The organism is Streptosporangium sp. NPDC049644 (genome assembly GCF_040675205.1).
Taxonomy (GTDB): Bacteria; Actinomycetota; Actinomycetes; order Streptosporangiales; family Streptosporangiaceae; genus Streptosporangium; species Streptosporangium fukuiense.
Map to the genome: position 1 here is coordinate 30,909 of NZ_JBFAOJ010000007.1, position 19,040 is coordinate 49,948.

Annotated in this window: 18 protein-coding genes; 5 read left to right on the plus strand and 13 right to left on the minus strand. The window is 71.7% G+C overall.

Annotation, left to right across the window (positions count from 1 at the left end; translation table 11 throughout):
- The first annotated feature begins 71 nt into the window (after window positions 1–71).
- Window positions 72–419 carry a helix-turn-helix transcriptional regulator gene (locus AB0J58_RS05735; RefSeq protein WP_030904158.1) on the plus strand — a complete coding sequence of 116 codons (348 nt, stop codon included), beginning with the start codon at window positions 72–74 and terminating at the stop codon, window positions 417–419.
- On the opposite strand, the gene AB0J58_RS05740 is transcribed toward AB0J58_RS05735, so the two are convergent.
- From AB0J58_RS05740 to AB0J58_RS05750, 3 genes are all read right to left on the minus strand, one after another.
- Window positions 416–1,210 carry a DNA-formamidopyrimidine glycosylase family protein gene (locus AB0J58_RS05740; protein WP_364210744.1) on the minus strand — a complete coding sequence of 265 codons (795 nt, stop codon included), beginning with the start codon at window positions 1,208–1,210 and terminating at the stop codon, window positions 416–418. The two genes, AB0J58_RS05735 and AB0J58_RS05740, sit on opposite strands and share 4 nt — an antisense overlap.
- A 78-nt stretch (window positions 1,211–1,288) precedes the next feature.
- Window positions 1,289–1,738 carry an Rrf2 family transcriptional regulator gene (locus AB0J58_RS05745; protein WP_326637143.1) on the minus strand — a complete coding sequence of 150 codons (450 nt, stop codon included), beginning with the start codon at window positions 1,736–1,738 and terminating at the stop codon, window positions 1,289–1,291.
- Window positions 1,739–1,758: 20 nt separating this feature from the next.
- On the minus strand, window positions 1,759–3,423 hold the full coding sequence (locus AB0J58_RS05750; RefSeq protein ID WP_364210747.1) for a condensation domain-containing protein: 1,665 nt from the start codon (window positions 3,421–3,423) through the stop codon (window positions 1,759–1,761).
- 348 nt (window positions 3,424–3,771) lie between these two features.
- Between AB0J58_RS05750 and AB0J58_RS05755 the strand changes: the two genes are divergently transcribed.
- The gene (locus AB0J58_RS05755; RefSeq protein WP_364210750.1) at window positions 3,772–4,950 is read left to right on the plus strand and encodes an ROK family protein; all 1,179 of its coding nucleotides are present in this window, start codon (window positions 3,772–3,774) and stop codon (window positions 4,948–4,950) included.
- 114 nt (window positions 4,951–5,064) lie between these two features.
- On the opposite strand, the gene AB0J58_RS05760 is transcribed toward AB0J58_RS05755, so the two are convergent.
- Window positions 5,065–6,576 carry a glycoside hydrolase family 3 N-terminal domain-containing protein gene (locus AB0J58_RS05760; protein WP_364210753.1) on the minus strand — a complete coding sequence of 504 codons (1,512 nt, stop codon included), beginning with the start codon at window positions 6,574–6,576 and terminating at the stop codon, window positions 5,065–5,067.
- 169 nt (window positions 6,577–6,745) lie between these two features.
- On the opposite strand from AB0J58_RS05760, the gene AB0J58_RS05765 reads away from it, so the two are divergent.
- Entirely contained in the window at window positions 6,746–7,867 is a 1,122-nt protein-coding gene (locus AB0J58_RS05765; RefSeq protein WP_364210755.1) for a condensation domain-containing protein, read from the plus strand.
- 32 nt (window positions 7,868–7,899) lie between these two features.
- Here the strand turns inward: AB0J58_RS05765 and AB0J58_RS05770 are convergent, their stop codons facing one another.
- From AB0J58_RS05770 to AB0J58_RS05785, 4 genes are all read right to left on the minus strand, one after another.
- Window positions 7,900–9,354: a glycoside hydrolase family 3 protein gene (locus tag AB0J58_RS05770; protein ID WP_364210758.1), complete on the minus strand. Its 1,455-nt coding sequence runs from the start codon at window positions 9,352–9,354 to the stop codon at window positions 7,900–7,902.
- Between the two features lie 107 nt (window positions 9,355–9,461).
- Window positions 9,462–10,343: a carbohydrate ABC transporter permease gene (locus AB0J58_RS05775; RefSeq protein ID WP_364210761.1), complete on the minus strand. Its 882-nt coding sequence runs from the start codon at window positions 10,341–10,343 to the stop codon at window positions 9,462–9,464.
- Window positions 10,340–11,353 carry a sugar ABC transporter permease gene (locus AB0J58_RS05780; RefSeq protein WP_364210764.1) on the minus strand — a complete coding sequence of 338 codons (1,014 nt, stop codon included), beginning with the start codon at window positions 11,351–11,353 and terminating at the stop codon, window positions 10,340–10,342. The genes AB0J58_RS05775 and AB0J58_RS05780 overlap by 4 nt, the downstream gene beginning before the upstream one ends.
- 2 nt (window positions 11,354–11,355) lie before the next feature.
- On the minus strand, window positions 11,356–12,693 hold the full coding sequence (locus AB0J58_RS05785) for an extracellular solute-binding protein (RefSeq protein WP_343982538.1): 1,338 nt from the start codon (window positions 12,691–12,693) through the stop codon (window positions 11,356–11,358).
- A 198-nt stretch (window positions 12,694–12,891) separates the two neighbouring features.
- Between AB0J58_RS05785 and AB0J58_RS05790 the strand changes: the two genes are divergently transcribed.
- Window positions 12,892–14,064 (plus strand): ROK family transcriptional regulator, encoded by a 1,173-nt coding sequence (locus tag AB0J58_RS05790; protein ID WP_364210767.1) that lies wholly within the window; start codon window positions 12,892–12,894, stop codon window positions 14,062–14,064.
- A gap of 184 nt (window positions 14,065–14,248) precedes the next feature.
- Window positions 14,249–14,893, plus strand: a complete 645-nt coding sequence (locus tag AB0J58_RS05795) for a M15 family metallopeptidase (RefSeq protein ID WP_364210770.1) — start codon at window positions 14,249–14,251, stop codon at window positions 14,891–14,893.
- On the opposite strand, the gene AB0J58_RS05800 is transcribed toward AB0J58_RS05795, so the two are convergent.
- The 5 genes from AB0J58_RS05800 to AB0J58_RS05820 form a co-directional block, all read right to left on the minus strand.
- Complete coding sequence (locus AB0J58_RS05800; RefSeq protein ID WP_364210772.1) at window positions 14,872–15,225, minus strand: hypothetical protein; 354 nt, start codon at window positions 15,223–15,225, stop codon at window positions 14,872–14,874. The two genes, AB0J58_RS05795 and AB0J58_RS05800, sit on opposite strands and share 22 nt — an antisense overlap.
- Window positions 15,226–15,234: 9 nt before the next feature.
- Window positions 15,235–17,067: a N,N-dimethylformamidase beta subunit family domain-containing protein gene (locus AB0J58_RS05805; RefSeq protein ID WP_364210775.1), complete on the minus strand. Its 1,833-nt coding sequence runs from the start codon at window positions 17,065–17,067 to the stop codon at window positions 15,235–15,237.
- A gap of 112 nt (window positions 17,068–17,179) precedes the next feature.
- Window positions 17,180–18,538, minus strand: a complete 1,359-nt coding sequence (locus AB0J58_RS05810) for a condensation domain-containing protein (RefSeq protein WP_364210778.1) — start codon at window positions 18,536–18,538, stop codon at window positions 17,180–17,182.
- 29 nt (window positions 18,539–18,567) lie between these two features.
- Window positions 18,568–18,819, minus strand: coding sequence for an acyl carrier protein (locus AB0J58_RS05815; RefSeq protein ID WP_364210781.1), 252 nt, complete (start codon window positions 18,817–18,819; stop codon window positions 18,568–18,570).
- A 47-nt stretch (window positions 18,820–18,866) separates the two neighbouring features.
- Window positions 18,867–19,040: an MbtH family protein gene (locus tag AB0J58_RS05820; RefSeq protein WP_364210784.1), complete on the minus strand. Its 174-nt coding sequence runs from the start codon at window positions 19,038–19,040 to the stop codon at window positions 18,867–18,869.

The window sequence follows — 19,040 nt, forward strand, 5'->3', positions numbered from 1 at the left end:
CGAAGAACGGGCGGCACGAACCGATAGCGCGGAGTGTCGCGAAGGCATCCGCGCCGGGGAGGGAGCGACAGATGGTCCTGCTGCGTCAGCTGCTCGGTGACGTGCTGCGGCGGCTGAGGGTGCGGCAGAGTCGCACCCTGCGTGAGGTGTCCACACTGGCTCGGGTTTCTCTTGGCTACTTGTCCGAGGTGGAGCGTGGCCAGAAGGAGGCATCTTCAGAGCTGCTCGCGTCGATTTGCGGTGCTTTGGGCGTGCCGCTTTCACAGGTTCTCCGTGAGGTCTCCGACCAGTTCGCGTTGGCCGAACTCCAGCACGCCCCGGTGCTGGCGGGCGATGTCCCCGAGCGGGAGCGTCTGCCGATTCCCGAGACCGTGCCCGACTCCGTCTTTCCCGAGGTCAACGACATGGTCGCCGCCTAGCCGGTCGGTTCTTCCGGCTGGCAGTGACGGCACCAGACGATCAGCCGTTCCTGCGGCTGTGCGCCCATCTCCCCGCGACTGATCCGATGCCCGCAGCGCAGGCAAGGCCGCCCGGCCCTGCCGTAGACCCAGGTGCCCCGTCCCGGACGGGGGTCGCCCGTCGTGGTCCTGTTCGGGCGCTCCTTGTTCGCGTCCATCAACCGTCGCGCGAGCGAAACGATCGCCTCCAGATCCTTTACCGCACCCACCGGTCGCCACGGCCACACCCCGGTGAGAAAAAGCGTCTCGGCGCGATAGATGGTGCCGATTCCCGCCAGGTTGCGCTGATCGAGCAGCGCGACCCCGATGCTCGTCTCAGGCCGCCGGGCCAGCCGCCGTACGGCTTCGGCCTCGTCCCAGTCACCTCCGAGCAGGTCGGGTCCGAGATGCCCGACGAGTCGCTCCTCCTCCTCGGCGCGTACCAGGTCGACCATGCCCAGCCGGACCCCCACCGCCTGCCACTCCGCGTTGGCCAGCACCAGGCGGACGACGTCGCCCCGGGGCAGTCCTCCCCGCCCCGAGGGCGAGATCTGCCAGCTCCCGTCCATCCTCAGATGGGTGTGGACGGTCAGGCCGCCTTCGACGCGGGTGAGCAGGTGCTTGCCGCGTGAGACGGTCTCCAGCACCGCACGCCCGGTGAGATCGGCCGTGGAGTGGCGCGGCACCCGGAAGTCCGAGCGGGTCAGCGTCCGCCCGTCGAGTGCCCGGCCGAGGCGCAGTGCGGCCTGGTGGACGACATCACCCTCGGGCACGGCACCCGCCGGGAGACACGTGCCGGCCGCGGGCGGGCGGTACCGGCACGATCACGGGGGATGTCACGGGCGGCACGGTCAGTCCCAGGCCGCGGGGTCGGCTGACAGGCTGCGAACCCGCTCGGGCAGGGCCCCGGTGGCCACGTTCTCAAGCGTGACCTCCTCCAGGATCGCCCGCTCACTGGCGCGCAGTGCGATCCAGACCTGCTGCAGCGACTCGGCGGGACCCCGATAGCCGACGTGCTCGGGCCGTTCCCCCCTGACGTTGGCGAGCGGGCCGTCAACGGCACGGATCACATCGGCCAGGCTGATCTCGGCGGGCGGGCGGGCCAGCACGTAGCCCCCCTCGGGACCACGCTGGCCGCGGACCAGCCCGGCGCGGCGCATTTGGAGCAGGATGTTCTCAAGATACTTGGGAGGCATGTCCTGCTCTTTGGCCAGCTCCCCTACCGTGGTGGGGCCGTCACCTGCGGCGGCGAGTTCGGCGGCGGCACGGAGGGCATAGTCGACACGAGCGGATAGGCGCATGTAACCGATTATCCCGCCTGCTATTGGTTACTTACGCGCGAGGGGCACCGAGACGTCGAAGGACGTCCGTCGCCCTCGGTGAGGACGGGGCCGTAAGGCGACGCGCCGGTGGGTGCCGGCGCGTGCACGACGTAGCGGTGGGGGGCCATCGCGGCGGTGCGGCCCGGCAGCAGGGCGAGGCAGGCCGCGTGGATCTCCTCGGCGGTTCCCGAGGTGACGTGGCAGGTCAGGAGCCCGTCCGGGGTGTGTGTCACGAGATGAGGTCCTCCCTGGACCGCCTCACCGACGAGCCGCTCCACCGAGCGAAGGCTCACCCAGCAGGAGTCGGTGTAGATCCAGTCCGCATCACGCTCGATAGGCGAAATTCCCGATATATTCGTAATGTCGCAAGCTTGGACGTCCCCGTCTCCGGCCGCGATCAGGAGCCGGGCGAGCCCGGTCCCGAAGCCCTCCGCCTGCTCTCGGTTCATCACTCGCGGATCGATCCAGAGCGTCAGGTCCACCACCTCCGTCAGCTGGTTGGCCCAGAGCGCGAGGTGTGCGGGAAGCGAGGCCTCCGGTAGCCAGTCGCACTCGACCTCGGCGGCGGGCGCCGGTTCCGGGGCGGAGCCGGTGACACCGCTCATGTCGTTGAAGACGCAGTCACGGGCGAAGTTCACACCCCGCTCGGCGTTGACCGCCTCGATCACCTCCCAGAGCGCCGTGGAGTCGAAACGGCTGTGCTGGTATCCGGAGAGGGAGGCGCCGCGGAAGCGGCGGACGGCCTCGTCGAAGGTGTGGACGTCCAGCTCCGTGGTGATCAGCGCGTCTTGGGCCAGCGGCCCGACGTAGTCACGCAGCTCGGGCCGTACCCGGTTGCTCGCCAGCGACGCGATCACGCAGGTCCGCTGCGTGTTCCACAGGCCGATCAGGACGCCCAGCGCGGCGAGTGTGATCGCCGAGCGGCTGGCCCCCGTGCGGCTCGCGACGGCTTCCAGCGCCTTGGCCGCCGGCGCCGAGCGGATCCGCAACCGGGGCCGGATCGCGTCGGCGTCGGCGGTCTCGTCGACCGTGAACATCGACTGCGGTGCCCGCCGCAGGCCGTCCTCCCAGTGCCGCAGCGCCGCCTCGGTCCGGCGCAGGGCCACCGGGGTGCCCTCGGCGGTCGCGAGGTCCAGCGGCTGCATCGGGTACGGCGCCGGTACGGCGACTCCCCGGATCAGGCGCTCCCACTCCCGCATGAGGACGGCCAGGCCGATGGCGTCGACCGAGGTGTGGGGCAGGACGAACACCACCAGGCGAGGCTCCCCGTCCTCGGTGATCACGGCGGCCCTGATCGGAAGCTCGCCCTCCAGATCGAACCGGGTGCCCTGCATCCGCAGGCCCACATCCTCGGCGACCTCGTCCGCGAGGCCGGTCCCGGCATCGTGCACCCCGACGGGCAGCGAGCCGGAACCGGCCACGACCTGGACGCCGGAGTGGATGGTGGCCCGCAGTCCCTCGTGCCGGGAGAGCAGCCGTCCGATCGCCTCGGCGACGGCGGGCAGGGACCTCCTCCCGGGGAGGCGCTTGGTGACGCGGAAGTTCATGTGCAGCGGTGGGTCGCGGAGCACGCAACGCGCCATGTTGGCCTGGCCCATGGTCACGGGCCCCCGCCGGGCCTGTGGCCCCGTGTAGTCGGCCGTGATCCTCGGGACGGTATCCATGTCGAGACCTGCCTAGTCACCGGTCGGCAAGGGGCTTACTGAAAAGAATCTTTACCATTTCTGGGAGTGTTCCACGCACCGTGTCGACGTCGCAAGCCCTTGATTTTCTGGATTCGCGGTGGTTCACCGTGCCTGGGCGGCGGTGCGCGGGCGACGCGCGAAAACCGGAGAGGCCCGTCCTGGGGGACGGGACGGCGAGCGGGGGTGTGGCGCGGCGGGGGACCCTCGAGGCACCTCCGCCGGGCCTCCGCCGGGCTAAACTATCGGGAAGTCTTATTAATGAATAGAACCGTTATTCTTGCTTGAATGTAATTGCGACGGGGAAACGGCGAACAAGAGAGCATGCGTATGGAGCGACGTCCTGGCGTGCCCAGGCTATTGAGGGAGATCAACGACAGGGCCGCCCTGGAGTTGTTGCTCGCCTCCGGGCCGCTGACACGGGGGCAGATCGGGGAGCTCACGGGTCTTTCCAAGGTGACGGCCTCCCAGACGCTCGCCCGCCTGGAAGGCCGCGGCCTGGTGGAGGTGGCAGGGGAGCAGGCGGGGGGACGCGGGCCTAATGCCGCGCTTTATGGGATTATTTCCTCCTCGGCCTATGTGGCGGGCCTGGATGTCGGCCCGGAATTCGTCACGACCGCCATCGCGGATATCCATGGGGAGATCATCGCCGAAGCGCGGGTGGCGCCGAACGGGCATGAGGATCCGGTCGCCCTCGTGCACAGCGGGGTGGTCAAGGCCTGCCGGTCCGCCAAGGTCGCGCTCTCCAAGCTGCGCGCGGTCGTCATCGGCACTCCGGGCGTGGTCGACCCCCGCACCGGCGACGTGCGGTTCTCCTTCGACCTGCCGGGCTGGCACGAGGGCATCCACGAGGCGCTCGCCCGTGACCTGCGCCGCGACGTCAGGATAGAGAACGACGTGAACCTCGTCGCCATCGCCGAGCGCACCCTGGGTGCCGCCCGGGAGGCCGACGACTTCGTGCTCCTGTGGGTGGGCCGCGGCATCGGCCTCGGTGTCGTGCTCGGCGGGCGGCTGCACCGCGGCCGGTCCGGCAGCGCGGGTGAGATCGGCTATCTGCCGGTGCCCGGCGTGCCGCTGGCCGAGGACGTGCGGGCCGTGCCGGGCAGGCTGCCGTCGCTCGCCGGTGGCCTGCAGTCCCTGGTCAGCGCCGAGGCGGTCGCCGAACTCGCCGCGACGTACGGTTTCGAGGGGGAGAGCGCCGCCGAGTGCGTCGCGGCGGCGGTCGCGGCGGGGGAGCGGGGAGAGCCTCTGATCGACGACATCGCCGGGCGGCTGGCGCTGGGCGTGGCGTCGGTGTGCGTCGTGCTCGACCCCGGGCTCGTGGTGCTCGCCGGCGAGGTCAGCAGGGCCGGAGGTGACGCGCTCACCTTCAGGATCGAGGAGGCGGTGGCCAGGAGCTGCCCGGTCCGGCCGCAGGTGGTGGCCAGCGAGGTGACCGGCAACCCGGTGCTGCGCGGGGCCGTCATCGCGGCTCTGGAGCAGGCCCGGGAAGAGATCTTCGCCTCCTGAGACGGGTTTTGTGGATCTTCGCCCGCGCCGCGGACCGGCCGGGCGGACGTCCCGCGAGGCGGAGGAGGAGCTCATGACGGAGTCGCGGGCGACGACAACGCCGCAGAACATGCTCTAGTCCCGCGGCCGGTGGTGGCCCGCCAGGATTTCGGCGGCGGCCCGTCCCGAGGCGGCGGTCGCACCGTGGGTGGTGATGTGCGTGGCACCGGGGGTGGCCGGACCCGGCAGGCCCATCTCCACCACGATCGCGTCGGGGCGGCGTGACAGCAGGGCGCCCAGGCGGTCCGCGACCCAGGCGTGCCGGTGGGCGTCGCGGACCACGATCACCAGCGGGCGCCCTGCGGCGGGAGGCGGGAACGCGTCTTCGGCGCCGAGCCGGAGAGCCGTCGTGCCCGGCAGCAGTGCGGCCAGCGGCGAGGCGACGCCCCACGGGGTGGCACGGTCGACGGCGATGTTCGTCTCGGAGACGAGTTCGATCACCTGCGGCGCCGAGGGCAGCGGGAGCCCGTCGCCGCGGACCCGCAGGGCCCGCCTGGCCGCGGCGAGGCCGGCGGATCCGCCGCCCGGGACCGCCGCCCCGGCCGTCCGGCGCCGCGCGGCGGACCAGGCGGCCAGGCTGCGGACCCGGGAGGCGGCCTCGGCCAGGCGCTCCTCGGGAAGGGTGCCGTCTGCCACCGCGGCCATGATGGCGTTGCGGATGAAGCCGACCACTCCGGGCCCCTTGCGCTCACCGCCCACACAGATCGCGTCGGCCCCGGCGGCGAGGGCGCGGACCGCCGCCCCGGTCACGCCGTACCGCCCGGCGACCGAGGGCATCTCCACACCGTCCGTCACGATCAGCCCGTCGAAGCCGAGTTCCTCCCTGAGCAGCCCGACCAGGATGCGGCCGCTCATGGTGGCGGGAGAGTCGGGGTCGTAGGCGGGGACGAGCAGGTGGCCGGTCATCACGGCCCGTACCCCGGCCTCGATGACGGCCCGGTAAGGCGGGAGCGTGGTGGCCGCGAGTTCCTCGGCCGAGTAGGCGACGGTCGGCAGGTCGTCGTGCGAGTCGACGGCGGTGGCGCCGTGACCGGGGAAGTGCTTGGCGCAGCCGGCCACCCCGGCGGACTGGAGGCCGGTGACCCAGGCGCGGGCGTGCCGGGCGACCAGCCGGGGGTCGGTGCCGAACGCGCGGGTGCCGACGACGGGGTTGTCCAGGTCGGAGTTGACGTCGACCACGGGGGCGTAGTCGAGGTCGATGCCCGCGGCGGCCATGTCCAGCCCGACCTCCCGGGCGATGAGCTCGGTCAGCTCGGGGTCGTCCACCGCGCCGAGTGCGAGGTTGCCGGGGCGCGAGCTGCCGGTGAGCGCCTCCAGCCGGGTGACGTCGCCCGCCTCCTCGTCGGTGGCGATCACCACGTCGGGGTTCTCCGCGCGCAGGGCGGCGGTCAGTGCTCTGACCTGCTCGCCGTCCACGAGGTTCCGGGAGTAGAGCGCGACCCCGCCGAGCCCTCCGGCGAGCCGCCTCCGCAGCCAGTCGGGCGCCTCCACGCCCACGAATCCGGGTTGCAGCACGGTGTCGGCAAGCCGGGCCAGTTCGGGGCTCGCGCCATTGGGCCCGCCCGTCCGGCCGCCACGAACGATCATCAATGCCTCCGGCTCGGTTCGTCACACGTCGCTTGTCTCAGGCGTACCACATGTGTAGCATTCAGGATGCATAAATAAACAAGAAACTTTCCTAATAATTTTCTGCCGGGCGTGACCCGCGCCCCGGCGCCCACCCGAGGAGAGATCACCTGCGAGGGAGCAGGACAGGATGGCGCACACCCCCTTCGACCTGCGGGGAATCCCGCTGGCGCTGCACCTGAACGGCCCCGTCGACACCCCGGCGCTGCTGGGCGCGTGCGCCGCCGTGGCCGGCAGGCACCCGGTGCTCGGCCGGGTCAGGGTCACCCGTACGGAGTCGACCCCCGAGGGCTACCCCGGGGTCGCGACGGCCGAGGCCACCCGCCCGTTCGACCTGGAGCGCGGTCCGCTCGCCCGGTTCACACTCGTCAGGGTGGGGCCCGAGCGCGTCCGGCTGCTCTTCACCGCGCACGCGCGGGTGTTCGACGCCGGTTCCAAGGACCTCCTGGTCCGCGACCTGGCCGACGCCTACTTCTCGCGTGCGCCCCTTCCGCCGCCGGACGGTACGCCGTCCGCGACATGGGACCCGGCACCGCCCGACGGTGCCGAGGAGTTCTGGAGGAGGCGCGAGCGCGAGCCCGTCGAACCGGTCCTGCCCGGCCTGCGCACCGTCCCGCACGGCACCGGTCCCGGTGAGATCGTCGAGATGGTGCTCGGCGCCGCGGAGTCCGGCGCCCTCACCGAGGCCGCCGCGACTCTCGGCGCGACCAGGTTCGAGCTGCTCCTGGCGGCGGTGGGCGTGCTGCTGCGGGGCTACGGCACCGTCGCCTCGCCGCTCGCCCTCGACCTCGGGACCCGCACCCGCCGGACGCGCGAGCGCATCGGGCCGTTCGTCGCGCGGGTGCCGTTCGCCCCGCACCCCGGCCCCGACGAGGAGTTCCCCGCCTACCTGCGTACGGTCCGGGCCGAGCTCCACGCCATGTACCGGTTCCGGCACGCGCCACCGGAGCCGCCCGCCGCACCGGTGCTGTTCGGCTACCGCAGGAGGGCGGCCGTCCCGGAGTTCCCCGGTATCGGGGCGGGGGTGGAGTGGACCGTCTTCAACGGGGTGGCCCACGGCGCGCTGCACGTCCAGGCCGTGGACGCGGCGCGGAGTCTCACCCTCGGCCTCCGTTTCAACCCCGCCGTGATCGGTCACGACGATGTGTCCCGGATCGCGGGTCACCTGCGCGCGCTGCTGCGCGCCCTCGCCGCGGAACCCGGCGCGAGGGTCTCGGAACTGCTGGAGCCTCCCCGCCCCGAGCCCTCCTAGGGCCCCGGGGCGGGGAGGAGGGGTACGGGCGCTCAGACGCCGAGGAGCTCGGCGGCGGCCTGCGCGTTGGCGCGGGCGGCGCCGTAGGTGGCCACGTAGGTCACGCCCTCGGGGCGCCAGATCGGCAGGCCCATCTCGACCACCGTGGTGTCGGGGCGGGCGGCCAGCAGCGCGGAGATCACCGACTTGCTGGCCTCGTAGCGATGGGCGTCCTTGACGACGACGATCAGGGAGCGGCCCGAGGCGCGTTCCAGGATGCCCGGCACGTCGGCGGCCTCCGGTTTGACCCGCAGCACCTCCGCCCGCGGCAGCAGCGGCGTGAAACCCCACGGCACGTCGCCGACCGCGATGGTCGGCGGGGTGTCCACCTCCACCACCAGCGGGTCGACCGGGGGAGGCGCCGAGCCGGTGAGGCTGACCGCGCGGCGGGCGGCGGTGAGGCCGATCACGTCCCGCTCGGCCTCACCCGTGCGGGGCGTGCCGAACCAGGCGCGCAGGGCGGACACCCGCTCGGCGGCCTCCTCCAGGCGGGACGTGGGCAGCCGCCCGTCCAGTACGGCGGCGACGATCTCGTCCAGGATCCGGCGGACGTCGTCCTCGGTGGGGATCGGGCCGAGGCAGAGCAGATCGGCTCCGGCGGCGAGGGAGAGCACCGAGCCGCCTGCCAGGCCGTAGGTGTCGGTGACGGCCCGCATGTCGAGGGCATCGGTGACGATCACACCGTCGTAGCCCAGCTCGCCGCGGAGCAGGCCGGTCAGGGCGGCGGGGGAGAGCGTCGCGGGGAGCCCGCCGGTGACGGCGGGGACCCGCACGTGCGCGGTCATGATGGACCTGGTTCCGGCCTCGATCGCGGCGCGGAAGGGCACGAGTTCGCGCTCGCGCAGCAGTTCGACGGAGGCGTCGACGAGCGGGACCTCCAGATGGGAGTCCTGCCGGGTCGCGCCGTGGCCCGGGAAGTGCTTGACACAGGCGGCCACGCCCGCCGACTGCAGGCCGTGTACGGCGGCGACGGTGTGCCGGGCGACGAGCGCGGCCTGGGCCCCGAACGAGCGGGTGCCGATCACCGGGTTGTCCTCGGCGGTGTTGACGTCCGCGGACGGGGCCATGTCCAGGTTGACGCCGCACCGGGCCAGATCGTCGCCGATGGACCGGTAGACCCGCCGGGTGAGCTCGACGTCGTCCACGGCGCCGAGGGCGGCGTTGCCGGGATACGGGCTGCCGACGTGGTAGGCGAGCCTGGTGACGTCGCCCCCCTCCTCGTCCAGTGAGATGACCGGGTCGCTTGTCTCACGCAGCCGGGAGGTGAGGGCGGACAGCTGCGCGGCGTCGGCGACGTTGAAGCCGAAGAGCGTGACGCCGCCGAGACCGTTCGCCAGCTCCCGCAGGACCCACTCGGGTGCCTCGGTGCCCTGGAACGCGGCGAGCAGAGTGCCGGCCGCGAGACGACGCAGCCCCTGATCGCCGCGATCCGCGATGAGCTCAGACATGGCGGTAGGTGTTCCTTACCTGAGATGTAGGGGGAGCGGACATGGAACAGGCAGGGCTGGTACGGCTCGCGCCTTGTGGGTGCGAGCCGTACCAGCACCGATGGGGATCAGCCCTTGACGGCGCCCGCGACGAGTCCGGAGACCATCCGCCGCTGCACCAGGAGAAAGAAGACGATGACCGGGATGGTCATCAGGGTGGAGGCGGCCATGATGGCGCCCCAGTCCACCGACCGCTGGCTGACGAAGTAGCGCAGCGCCACCGGCATGGTGTAGCTGCCCTGGTCGCCGATGAGCGTCAGCGCGAACACGAACTCGTTCCACGCGGTGATGAACGAGAAGATGCTCGTCGCGACGAGGCCGGGGGCCACCAGCGGGAACAGCACCCGCCAGAAGGTGCCGAACCGGCTCGCGCCGTCGATCCAGGCAGCCTCCTCCAGCTCCTTGGGAACCGCCGCGACGAAGGTGCGCAGCATCCAGATGGCGAACGGCAGCGTCATCGCGACGTTCACCACGATGAGGCCGAGGAGCTGGTCGTACAGCCCGGCCCGCCTGACCATCATGAACAGCGGGATGAGCAGTGCCTCGCCGGGGACCATCTGCACGATGAGCAGCAGGATCAGGAACGAGGTGCGCCCGCGGAAGCGGAAGCGGGCCACCGCGGTCGCCGCCAGCAGCGAGAAGACCGCGCCGATGAGCACGGTGCCGAGGGCCACGATGGAGCTGTTGAGCAGGTAGCGCCAGATGGAGTGGCCGGCGACGCCCTCGGTGAAGACCCGCCGCACGTGTTCGAGGGTGGGATCGGTGGGGAAGGGGATGAAGTCCGTCGTGAAGATCTGCTCGCTGCTCTTGAAGGCGGTGCTCACCATCCAGTAGACGGGGAAGACCGCGAACAGGAACACCAGGACGGCCGCGGTGTTCAGGCCGATGGTGCCGAGTTGCTTACGCCGCCGGAGAGCTCCCTGCGGCCCGCGCCTGCCGTACGTCGTCATCGCACGTCCTCCGTCTTCACGATCTGGCGGACGTAGAAGAAGGTGATGAAGAGCAGGATCAGCGTCAGCACCACCGCGATGGCCGCGCCCATGCCCATCTTGGGCGGCGCGCTGAAGGCCTGGGTGAAGGCGAACAGCGACAGGTTGAACGCCTCCCGGTTGGAGGTGCCGCCCGCCAGCACGAACAGCTGGGTGAAGACCTTGAAGTCCCAGATCACCGAGAGCACGGTGAGCACCGCGAAGACCGGCTTCAGCAGCGGGAAGGTGATCTTCCAGAAGATCCGCCACGCGGAGGCGCCGTCCACCCTGGCCGCCTCGTACAGCTCCTTGGAGATGCTCTTCAGCCCGGCCAGCACCGAGACCGCGATGAACGGGAACGACGCCCAGACCACCGCGATGATCAGCACCAGGTAGATGGTGAACGCGTCGTTCAGCCACGGCTCGCCGGTCCAGTCGGAGCGGCCGAACAGCAGGGAGGAGAGCCAGTCGGGCAGCGCGTTGAGCGCCCAGTTGATGACGCCCGACTCCGCGTCGAACAGCCAGCGCCAGATGATCGCGGTGGCGATCTGCGGGGTGGCCCAAGCGGCCATGATGCCGATGATCAGGAAGGTCGACATCTTCTTGCTTAGCTTGTGCAGGAGCAGGCCGACCAGCGTGCCCAGCAGCAGGGTGAGCGCCACCGTGACGACGGCGAAGACCACCGTGTTGCGCAGCGAGGTCCAGAACAACTCGGACTCGATGAGCTTCTGGTAGTTCTCCAGGCCGACGGACTCGGCGGGTACTCCCCGGATCTGCCGCAGTCCCACGTTCTGGAAGGACATGACGACCATCTGGAAGAGCGGGTAGAGCAGCAGGCCCGCGATGACGATCAGGCCGGGGACGAGCAGCGCGTAGGGGACCACCCGGACGGGCAGCCCGCTGGACCTGCGCGGGGGCTTGGCGCCTCGGTGCCCCCGCGCCGGGACGGAGGGGGAGCCCCCGTCCCGGGCGATGGTTGAGGTGTTCGCCATGACTACTGGTTCAGGATCTCTTCGAGTTCCTTGTTGGCGTCGGCCAGCGCGGTGTCGACGTCCTTCTTACCCTCGATGACCGAGCGGGCCGCGCTCTGCAGGACCGCCTTGGTGTCGTTGGCCTCGGCCCAGTTGGTGTCGTTCGGGAAGCCCTTGGCGACCTTGAAGGTCTCGGCGAACGGCGCCTGCACCGGGTCGGACGCGTACTCGGTCAGGGCCTCCGGGTAGAGCGGCAGCAGGCCGCCCTCCTTGGCGTAGCGGGTGCCGAACTCCTTGCCGGCGGCCAGCTTGACGTACTCGGCGGACAGTTCGAGGTTCTTGGTGTCCTTCCAGATGGCGATGTCGTTGCCGCCCTGGAAGGCAGGGGCCGGGCCGCTGCCGTCCTTGGCCGGGAGCGAGAAGAAGGCCATCTTCGAGTCGTCGACCTTGCCGCCGCTCTGCTCCTTGATCGTGGTGATGTCCCAGCCGCCGGTCACGTACATGCCGACCTTGCTGTTGGCGAAGCGGGTCGCGATGTCCACCGAGTTCTGGGTCAGCGCGGACTTGCGCGAGACGCCGTGCTTGGTGACCAGGTCGGTGTAGTACTGGAAGCCCTCCTTGAACCCGGGCTCGGTCAGCTTGCCGACCCACTTGCCGCCCTCGAACGCGGCGAAGTCGCCGCCGGCCGACCAGACGAACGGGGAGAGCGACATGTTGGCGTCGGAGCCGCCGTTGAAGGCGAAGCCGTCGACGTCCTTGCCCTTCTCGGCGACGATCTTCTTGCCCGCCGCGACGAGCTCCTCCCAGGTCTTGGGCACCTCGATCTTCAGGTCCTCGAACCAGTCCTTGCGGTAGAGGACGGCGCGGGTGCCGCCACCCCACGGGGCGGCGTAGATCTTGCCGTCCACCGTCTCGTAGCCCCACAGGTTCTGCGGGATCTGCTGGAAGTCGGGGTTGGCCTTGACGATCTCGGTGATGTCGGTCAGCGCGTCCTGCGCCACCCAGGCGGCGACCTGGTCGTTGCCGAACTCGGTGACGTCGGGGCCCTCGCCGCCGGCGAGCGCGGCGGTCCACTTGGCCTGCGCGTCGGGCCACGGCACCCACTGGAGCTTGACCTCGGCGCCGGTGGTCTCCTTGAACTTGGCGTTCAGGTCGCCCATGAGCTTGTCCTGCTTCTCGTCCGGAGCGCCGAGGCGCCAGACGGTCAGGGTCTGACCTGCGAACTTGGGGCCGGACGCGGCGGGTGCCGACGCGTCGGAGCCGGCGGCCGGGGTGGCGGGCTCGTTGCTGCCACACGCGGCGAGACCCAGGGCGAGGGCGGCCGTGGTGGCCGTCGTGGTGGCGATTCTCGCGAACTTCACTGGAGTTCTCCCTTTCAGGCTTTCGCCGGAGTTTGCACTCATCTGTTATGGCCGGGGCCCCCGCGACCCGTTGCACTCACTGGGAGCTGTCGCAACCCGCGGTTCCGATCACTTGCCTGCGGGCTGGCTAGGGTTAAACTAACAAGAAACTTTCTTAAAAGAAACGATCGTTAGCGGATCGTGACGGGGAGGACGGCCTTGTCCACACGCCCGGGAACACCCCGGCTGCTGCGCCAGCTCAACGACCGCGCGGCGCTGGAGCTCCTGCTGTCCAGCGGCCCGCTGACCCGGGCCGAGCTGGGAGAACACACCGGGCTCTCCAAGGTGACCGCGGGTCAGCTGCTCGCCAGGCTCCAGGAGCGAGACCTCGTCGCGGTGGTCGGCGAGCAGGCCGGCGGGCGCGGCCCCAACGCCGCGCTCTACGGGGTGGTGCCCTCCTGCGCGTACGTGGCCGGGCTTGACGTGCTCCCGGACCGGATCACTGCCGGGATCGCCGACATCACCGGCACACTCGTCGCCGAGGTCTCGGCAGACCCCAGCGGGCACGACGACCCGGTACGGCTGGTGCGCGGTGCGGTCGGCCAGGCGTGCGGGGCCGCGGGCATCGCCGCGGACCGGCTCCGCGCCTTCGTGATCGGCACCCGGGGCGTCGTCGACCCCGGCACCGGCGACGTGCGGTTCTCCTTCGACCTGCCCTCCTGGCACAACGGCGTGCTCGCCGAGCTCCGTCGCGACCTCGGCGTCCCGGTGACGATCGAGAACGACGTGAACCTGGCCGCGCTGGCCGAGCGCGCGCACGGCGCGGCGCTGGGCGTCGACGACTTCGTGCTCGTCTGGGCCGGGGTCGGCCAAGGGCTCGGCGTCATGCTGGGCGGGCGGCTGCACCGCGGTTTCACCGGCGGCGCGGGTGAGATCGGCTGGCTTCCCGTCCCGGGCGAGCCGCTCCCCACCGACGTGAGCGAACCCCAGTCGGGCTCGTTCCAGCGCCTGGTCGGCGGCGACGCCGTGGCCGGGCTCGCGAGCGCCTACGGCATCGGTTCCGTCACCGAGGCGACCCCGGTGGGGGAGCGTGTCCGCACGGCCGTCGCGGCGGGTGCCGAGGCGTTCCTGGACGAATTGGCCGGACGGCTGGCGGTCGGCGTCGCCGCGGTCGCCGTGGTCCTGGACCCCGGGTTGATCGTGCTCAGCGGCGACGTCGGCAGGGCGGGAGGGGACGCGCTCGCCGCCAGGGTGCAGGATGCCGTGGCCCGGGTCTGCCCGAGCCAGCCCAGGGTCGTGGTCTCGCGGGTCAGGGGCAACCCCGTACTGCGCGGCGCGCTGGTGTCGGCGTTGCAGCAGGCTCGGGAGCAGGTGTTCTCCGACACCGTCTGACGTCACCGTCTGACGTCACCGTCTGACGTCACCGTCTGACGTTCTTCCGCCCGGAGGACGCCGGCGGCCGACGGAGCTCCGCTCTGCCGGGAAGGCCGAAGTTGACGATCCGCCGACCGGGCCATGCCCTCCTTCTGGAGAACCGGGTCTCCAGCCGGCGGGTGTTTGGTGAAGAATTGCCGTCATGCGTGACATCGTGCTGATCTCCGACGCCCGAGTCGCCTCGATCCCCGTCGAGGAGTCCGGTGAACCCTTGATCGACGTGCGGGGGCGGTTGGAGACGGACCGGCGCCTCGCCGACGCCGAGGGGGCCTTCGCCCACCTGCGGCTCGGGCTGCTGGACCGGCTGGAGAAGGCGCAGGCGCAGCTTCCCGGGGGATACCGGCTGCTGGTCGTGGAGGGCTACCGGCCACCGGCGACCCAGAAAAAGATCTTCGATGACTACTCGGCGGAGTTGCGGGCGACATTTCCGGAAATGTCGCCTGCAGAGCTCCGGAGCGCGGCGAGCCGCTACGTCTCGCCCGTCGAGATCGCCCCGCACACCGCGGGAGCGGCGGTCGATCTGACCCTGTCCGCCGAGGACGGGACCGAGCTCGACATGGGCACCCCGCTCAACGCCACCCCCGAACAGAGCGGCGGCGCCTGCTACACCGAGGCCCCGGGCCTGTCCGCCGAGGCCCGTCACCACCGCAGGATCCTCGGTACGGCCCTGGAGGCGGCCGGCCTGGTCAACTACCCCACCGAGTGGTGGCACTGGTCCTACGGCGATCGCTACTGGGCCATGACCACCGGAGCCCCCTGCGCCGTCTACGGCCCGACCTCCACCTGACCTCCGTGCCCTCCTCCGTGCCCTCCGGGCACGGGCCGGATGCCGCTCGCCGCTCCGCCGTCCACACCGGGGAGCGCGGCGGCCGGGCGCAGCCCGAGCACCGCGTACGTGCCCAGCAGCCAGGCGGCGCTGACGTAGATCCCGACCCCTATCCCGAGCGGGATCATCACGATCAGCCCCCCGCACAGCAGCGGATGCCGGCGCAGGAAGCCCCGCCAGGCGGCCACGCCGCCCATGACGAGCGTGCAGAGGTCGGCCGGCGGCCAGCAGACGTCGACGACGACCAGCCAGAGCGGCATCTGGTCGTAGGTCTCGTACCAGAACCCGGCCACGCTGTACACCTAGGGCGTGGGGGTCCGCCAGCGCAGCGGGCCGCCGGGAGTGGTGCCGATCAGGCGGCCGGCGTGGGCGGTGAGCGTGGTGCTCCCGTCGGCGGGGCAGAGGTCGGCCCACTCGCCGGGGCCCGGCAGCGGCAGCCGGGTGCGGACCCGCCCGGCGAGGTCGACGGCGTAGAGGCGGCCGTTCATGGCGGTCATGGCCACCGCGCCCGGGAGCTCGCCGGTGTTCTCGTCGGCCGGGATCCACTCCGCGGCGTCCGGGGGCAGGCGCCACAGCCCACCGGCGGTGGTGACGGCCCACAGGTCGCCGTCCACCAGGGCCAGTCCCACCCCGCCAGGCGGGGCGTCGCCGAGGGTGACCCAGGGGGCCCGCGTGCCCGGGTCGCGGTAGACGAGACGCCCGTCGCCGGTCAGCCCGTACAGGCCGACGGGCCTGGTGCCGGACGCCTCGCGCGGGGTGGCCATGGCCACGACGCCGCCGCCCGAGTCGATGCGGCGCCAGCGCAGGTTCTGGCCGCCGACGTCCCTGCGGTACAGCGCGTCGTCGGTGCCCACCCCGTACAGCCGCGAGTCGCACGCGGTCAGCGCGCGGATCGAGCCGCCGGAGCCGATCACCTCCCAGCCGGAGACGCGGCGGGAGAGCCGGTCGAGCACGTTGCGGGTGATCCGCTCCACCGCCGGGTCGTGCAGGGTGTTTCCCCAGTTCACGGTGGAGGCGGTGAACACGGTCCCGGCGCCGAGGCCGAAGACGCCCATGGTGGCCATGCCGCCCTGGCCGTACCGGTGCCAGTGCCGCAGGTCGGCGGTGGCCAGGATGACGAAGGAGGGCGGGGTGCCGTCCCGCCCGGTGGCCACAGGCACGCCGTCCACCTCGGTGAAGTCGCAGGCATCGGTCTCGTAGCCGATGGCGCCCCTGCCGAAGGTGTCGCCCTCGCCCAGCTTGGTGCCCCCGAACACCCAGTGTTCGGGGAAGCGGACCGTGTAGGACTCCTCGTGCATCAGCCGCATGTACGGACCCCAGGTCCCCGCGCCGTGCCGGAAGCTGACCCCGGTCAGGCCGTTCTCCGGACGGTTCACCGGCGCGCTGGACCACTCGACGGTGGTGAGGGCGGGATTCACCGTGGCCATCGGATCGGCGACCGCGTCGCGGTAGCAGACCATGGTGCGCCCGTCGTCCTCCAGCCGGAACTGCCACCAGCAGGTGTTGCCGGAGAAGACGGCCAGGTTTCCGCCCCGGCCGACGAACTCCTCGACGCTGTCGCGCATCCCCGCCGACCAGTACTCGTCGTGCCCGCTGACCATCAGCAGCCGGTAGCCGGCCAGCAGTTCGCGCCCGGAGTGCAGGTCCAGGGCGGAGCAGTAGTCGACGTCGTATCCGGCGGGGCCCAGCCAGCGGATCATGCCCTCCTCCCAGCGCTCGGGCGGCGGCCCGCCGCCCGGCCGGTCGAAGGAGACGCGCGAGGCCCGGGTGGCCTGCTCGGTCCAGTAGATGGACTCGCCGGGAATGCCCGCCCGGTTGTAGGCCTGCCAGGTCGGGAACGGGATCGACAGCAGGATCGGCGAGCCGGCCCTGGCGGCCCGTACCACGAAGTAGACCTCGCAGACACCCTCGTCGGCGGTGAAGATCGCGCGGTAGAGCGAGCTGGGCCAGCCGGCGGAGACGTCGAGCCTCCAGGACGGGCCGGTGAACCCCCCTTCGAGCACCGCCAGGTCCGTGGCCACGTCCTCGATCAGCACCGAGCCGCACAGCGGGGCCCGGGAGGCGCGGGCGAGGTGGAAGCGGAGTGAGCCGCCCTGGACGCAGGACGTCGACTCGGCGTAGGCGTGGACCGTCATCGGGCTCCGGTTCCGGGCAGGAGGCCGGGCGGTGGGCGCCGGCCGGGGTGGGCATGGACCGTCGTCGGGCACCTCCGGCGGGGAGCGTCCGGGGGCCGGTCCGGGAGAGGAGTCAACCGACGGGCTCCAGCACCTCGCGGAACGCGGCCTCGACCAGCAGGGACTCCAGATCGAGGAGATAGCGTTCCATCGCGGGGCGGGACAGGTGGCGGGTGTCGGCGGTGAGCGAGACGCCCAGCCCGCCGGGCTCGCCGGTCACGTGCAGGCAGAACCGGCAGTTGAGCTTCTCCTGGCTGAGCGGCCAGCCGAGGGTCGTCTCCGCCAGCGCGTCCCGCACGGTCCGCTCGTCGGGGGAGGCGTCCACCTGGTCGGCGAAGCGCATGTCGTTGAAACAGCAGTACGGGTGGATCGGCGTGCCCCGTTCCCGGCTGACCCGCTCGGTGACCCCGTCCCGCTCGGCGGGGTCGTGGTAGGCGGATCGGTAGGCGCGCAGCGCGGCGGGCCTGGCCGCGCGCAGCAGCCCGGTGAAGTCGCCCCGGCGCAGGTCCAGCACGAACAGGCCCTCCTGGGAGAGCGTGGTGACAGCGCCGGCCGTGTCGCCGCGGAAGCGGTTGCCCACGATCGGCAGCATCGCGCACACGTCGTGGCCGCTCACCTTCCCGGCGAGTACGGACGCGGCGGCCAGCAGGACCGTCGAGGTGCTCGTGCCGCGCACGGCGGCGATCCGCCGCACCGCCAGGTCCATCGCCCGCGAGACGAGTCGCGCCCGCCAGATCGGCGGATCCGCGGGTGCCTGCTCGCGCCGGTCGAACATGGTCGGCGGGATGCGCCGGTACTCGCTCTCCCAGTGCTCGGCGGCGATCCTCGCGACCTTCAGACCCCGCTCGGAGCCCTGCCAGCGGGCCAGATCCAGCGGTGAGGGCGGGGGCGGGCCCGGCAGGGAGCCGCGCAGCAGGAGCAGCCGCAGATCCGTGACCGCCACCTCGGCCCCGAGGCCGTCGGCGGCCAGATGGCAGAAGACGAGCACGATGTGGGTGACCTCGCCGCGCTCGACGACGAGCCCGATCCGCAGCGGCCACTCGTTCCGGTAGTCGAAGGCGGTCTGTGCCAGCGCGTCCCGCAGCCGCTCGGGGTCGCCCTCGGAGACGGTGACCGGGACGGCCCCGCCGGTCTCCAGCACCTGCCACGGCTCCGGGCCGCCGCTGTCTCCGTACCCGCGGGCGTCCGGGGTACCGTACGGGGGGTCGCCCAGCCTGGTGCGCAGCGACTCGTGCCGCTCCACCAGCGCGCGCAGCACCTCGGCGGCCCGCGCCACGGTGAGCGGTCCGGCCCGCCGGGGCACGGCGAGCACCCGGCCGAAGTTGAAGTAGTGGTCGTCCGGCGCCGTCCTTTGGATCGTGTCCCAGATGGCGCGCTGCCCCCAGGTCAGCGGTGCCGTCCCCGACCGGCTCCCCGAGAACCGGATGTCCATGTGCTCCCCCTGCTGTTAGGAGTCGGAGGTCAGGAGTGCGAGCGCCGTGCCTCGTCGATGTGGCGCTCCAGCGCGCCCAGGTCGTCCAGCAGGTCGAGCCCGTCGTCCGACAGGTCGATCTCCACTCCGAACTCGGCCTCCACCGCGTCGATCAGCCGCATCTGCGCCAGGGAGGTGACCCCCAGCGCGGACAGCGGGACCGTGGCGCTCAGTGCCTCCCCGGCCGTGACCGCGCCGTCGGACGCCGAGGCCACCATCGCCGCCAGCCGTTCCCTGACCATGACGGTCTCCTCTCGTGCGCTCCCAGGCACCACTCGGTCGGACATCTTCAGGACCTCCGCGCGCTGAGCGGGCGCAGGTCGGTCCAGACCCGGTCGATGTGGGCGAGGCAGTCCTCCCTGGTACCCCGGACGCCCTCGTGCCGCCAGCCGTCCGGCAGGTCCCGGCCGTCCGGCCAGATCGAGTACTGCTCCTCGTGGTTGACCACGACGTGGTAGTCCAT

Coding starts and splice junctions, on each gene's coding strand:
- AB0J58_RS05770 (WP_364210758.1), bottom strand. CDS start 9,354: ATGTCTGAGCTCATCGCGGATCGCGGCGATCAGGGGCTGCGTCGTCTC.
- AB0J58_RS05795 (WP_364210770.1), top strand. CDS start 14,249: ATGCGTGACATCGTGCTGATCTCCGACGCCCGAGTCGCCTCGATCCCC.
- AB0J58_RS05810 (WP_364210778.1), bottom strand. CDS start 18,538: ATGGACATCCGGTTCTCGGGGAGCCGGTCGGGGACGGCACCGCTGACC.
- AB0J58_RS05745 (WP_326637143.1), bottom strand. CDS start 1,738: ATGCGCCTATCCGCTCGTGTCGACTATGCCCTCCGTGCCGCCGCCGAA.
- AB0J58_RS05805 (WP_364210775.1), bottom strand. CDS start 17,067: ATGACGGTCCACGCCTACGCCGAGTCGACGTCCTGCGTCCAGGGCGGC.
- AB0J58_RS05735 (WP_030904158.1), top strand. CDS start 72: ATGGTCCTGCTGCGTCAGCTGCTCGGTGACGTGCTGCGGCGGCTGAGG.
- AB0J58_RS05750 (WP_364210747.1), bottom strand. CDS start 3,423: ATGGATACCGTCCCGAGGATCACGGCCGACTACACGGGGCCACAGGCC.
- AB0J58_RS05820 (WP_364210784.1), bottom strand. CDS start 19,040: ATGGACTACCACGTCGTGGTCAACCACGAGGAGCAGTACTCGATCTGG.
- AB0J58_RS05760 (WP_364210753.1), bottom strand. CDS start 6,576: ATGATCGTTCGTGGCGGCCGGACGGGCGGGCCCAATGGCGCGAGCCCC.
- AB0J58_RS05775 (WP_364210761.1), bottom strand. CDS start 10,343: ATGACGACGTACGGCAGGCGCGGGCCGCAGGGAGCTCTCCGGCGGCGT.
- AB0J58_RS05780 (WP_364210764.1), bottom strand. CDS start 11,353: ATGGCGAACACCTCAACCATCGCCCGGGACGGGGGCTCCCCCTCCGTC.
- AB0J58_RS05765 (WP_364210755.1), top strand. CDS start 6,746: ATGGCGCACACCCCCTTCGACCTGCGGGGAATCCCGCTGGCGCTGCAC.
- AB0J58_RS05815 (WP_364210781.1), bottom strand. CDS start 18,819: ATGGTCAGGGAACGGCTGGCGGCGATGGTGGCCTCGGCGTCCGACGGC.
- AB0J58_RS05755 (WP_364210750.1), top strand. CDS start 3,772: ATGGAGCGACGTCCTGGCGTGCCCAGGCTATTGAGGGAGATCAACGAC.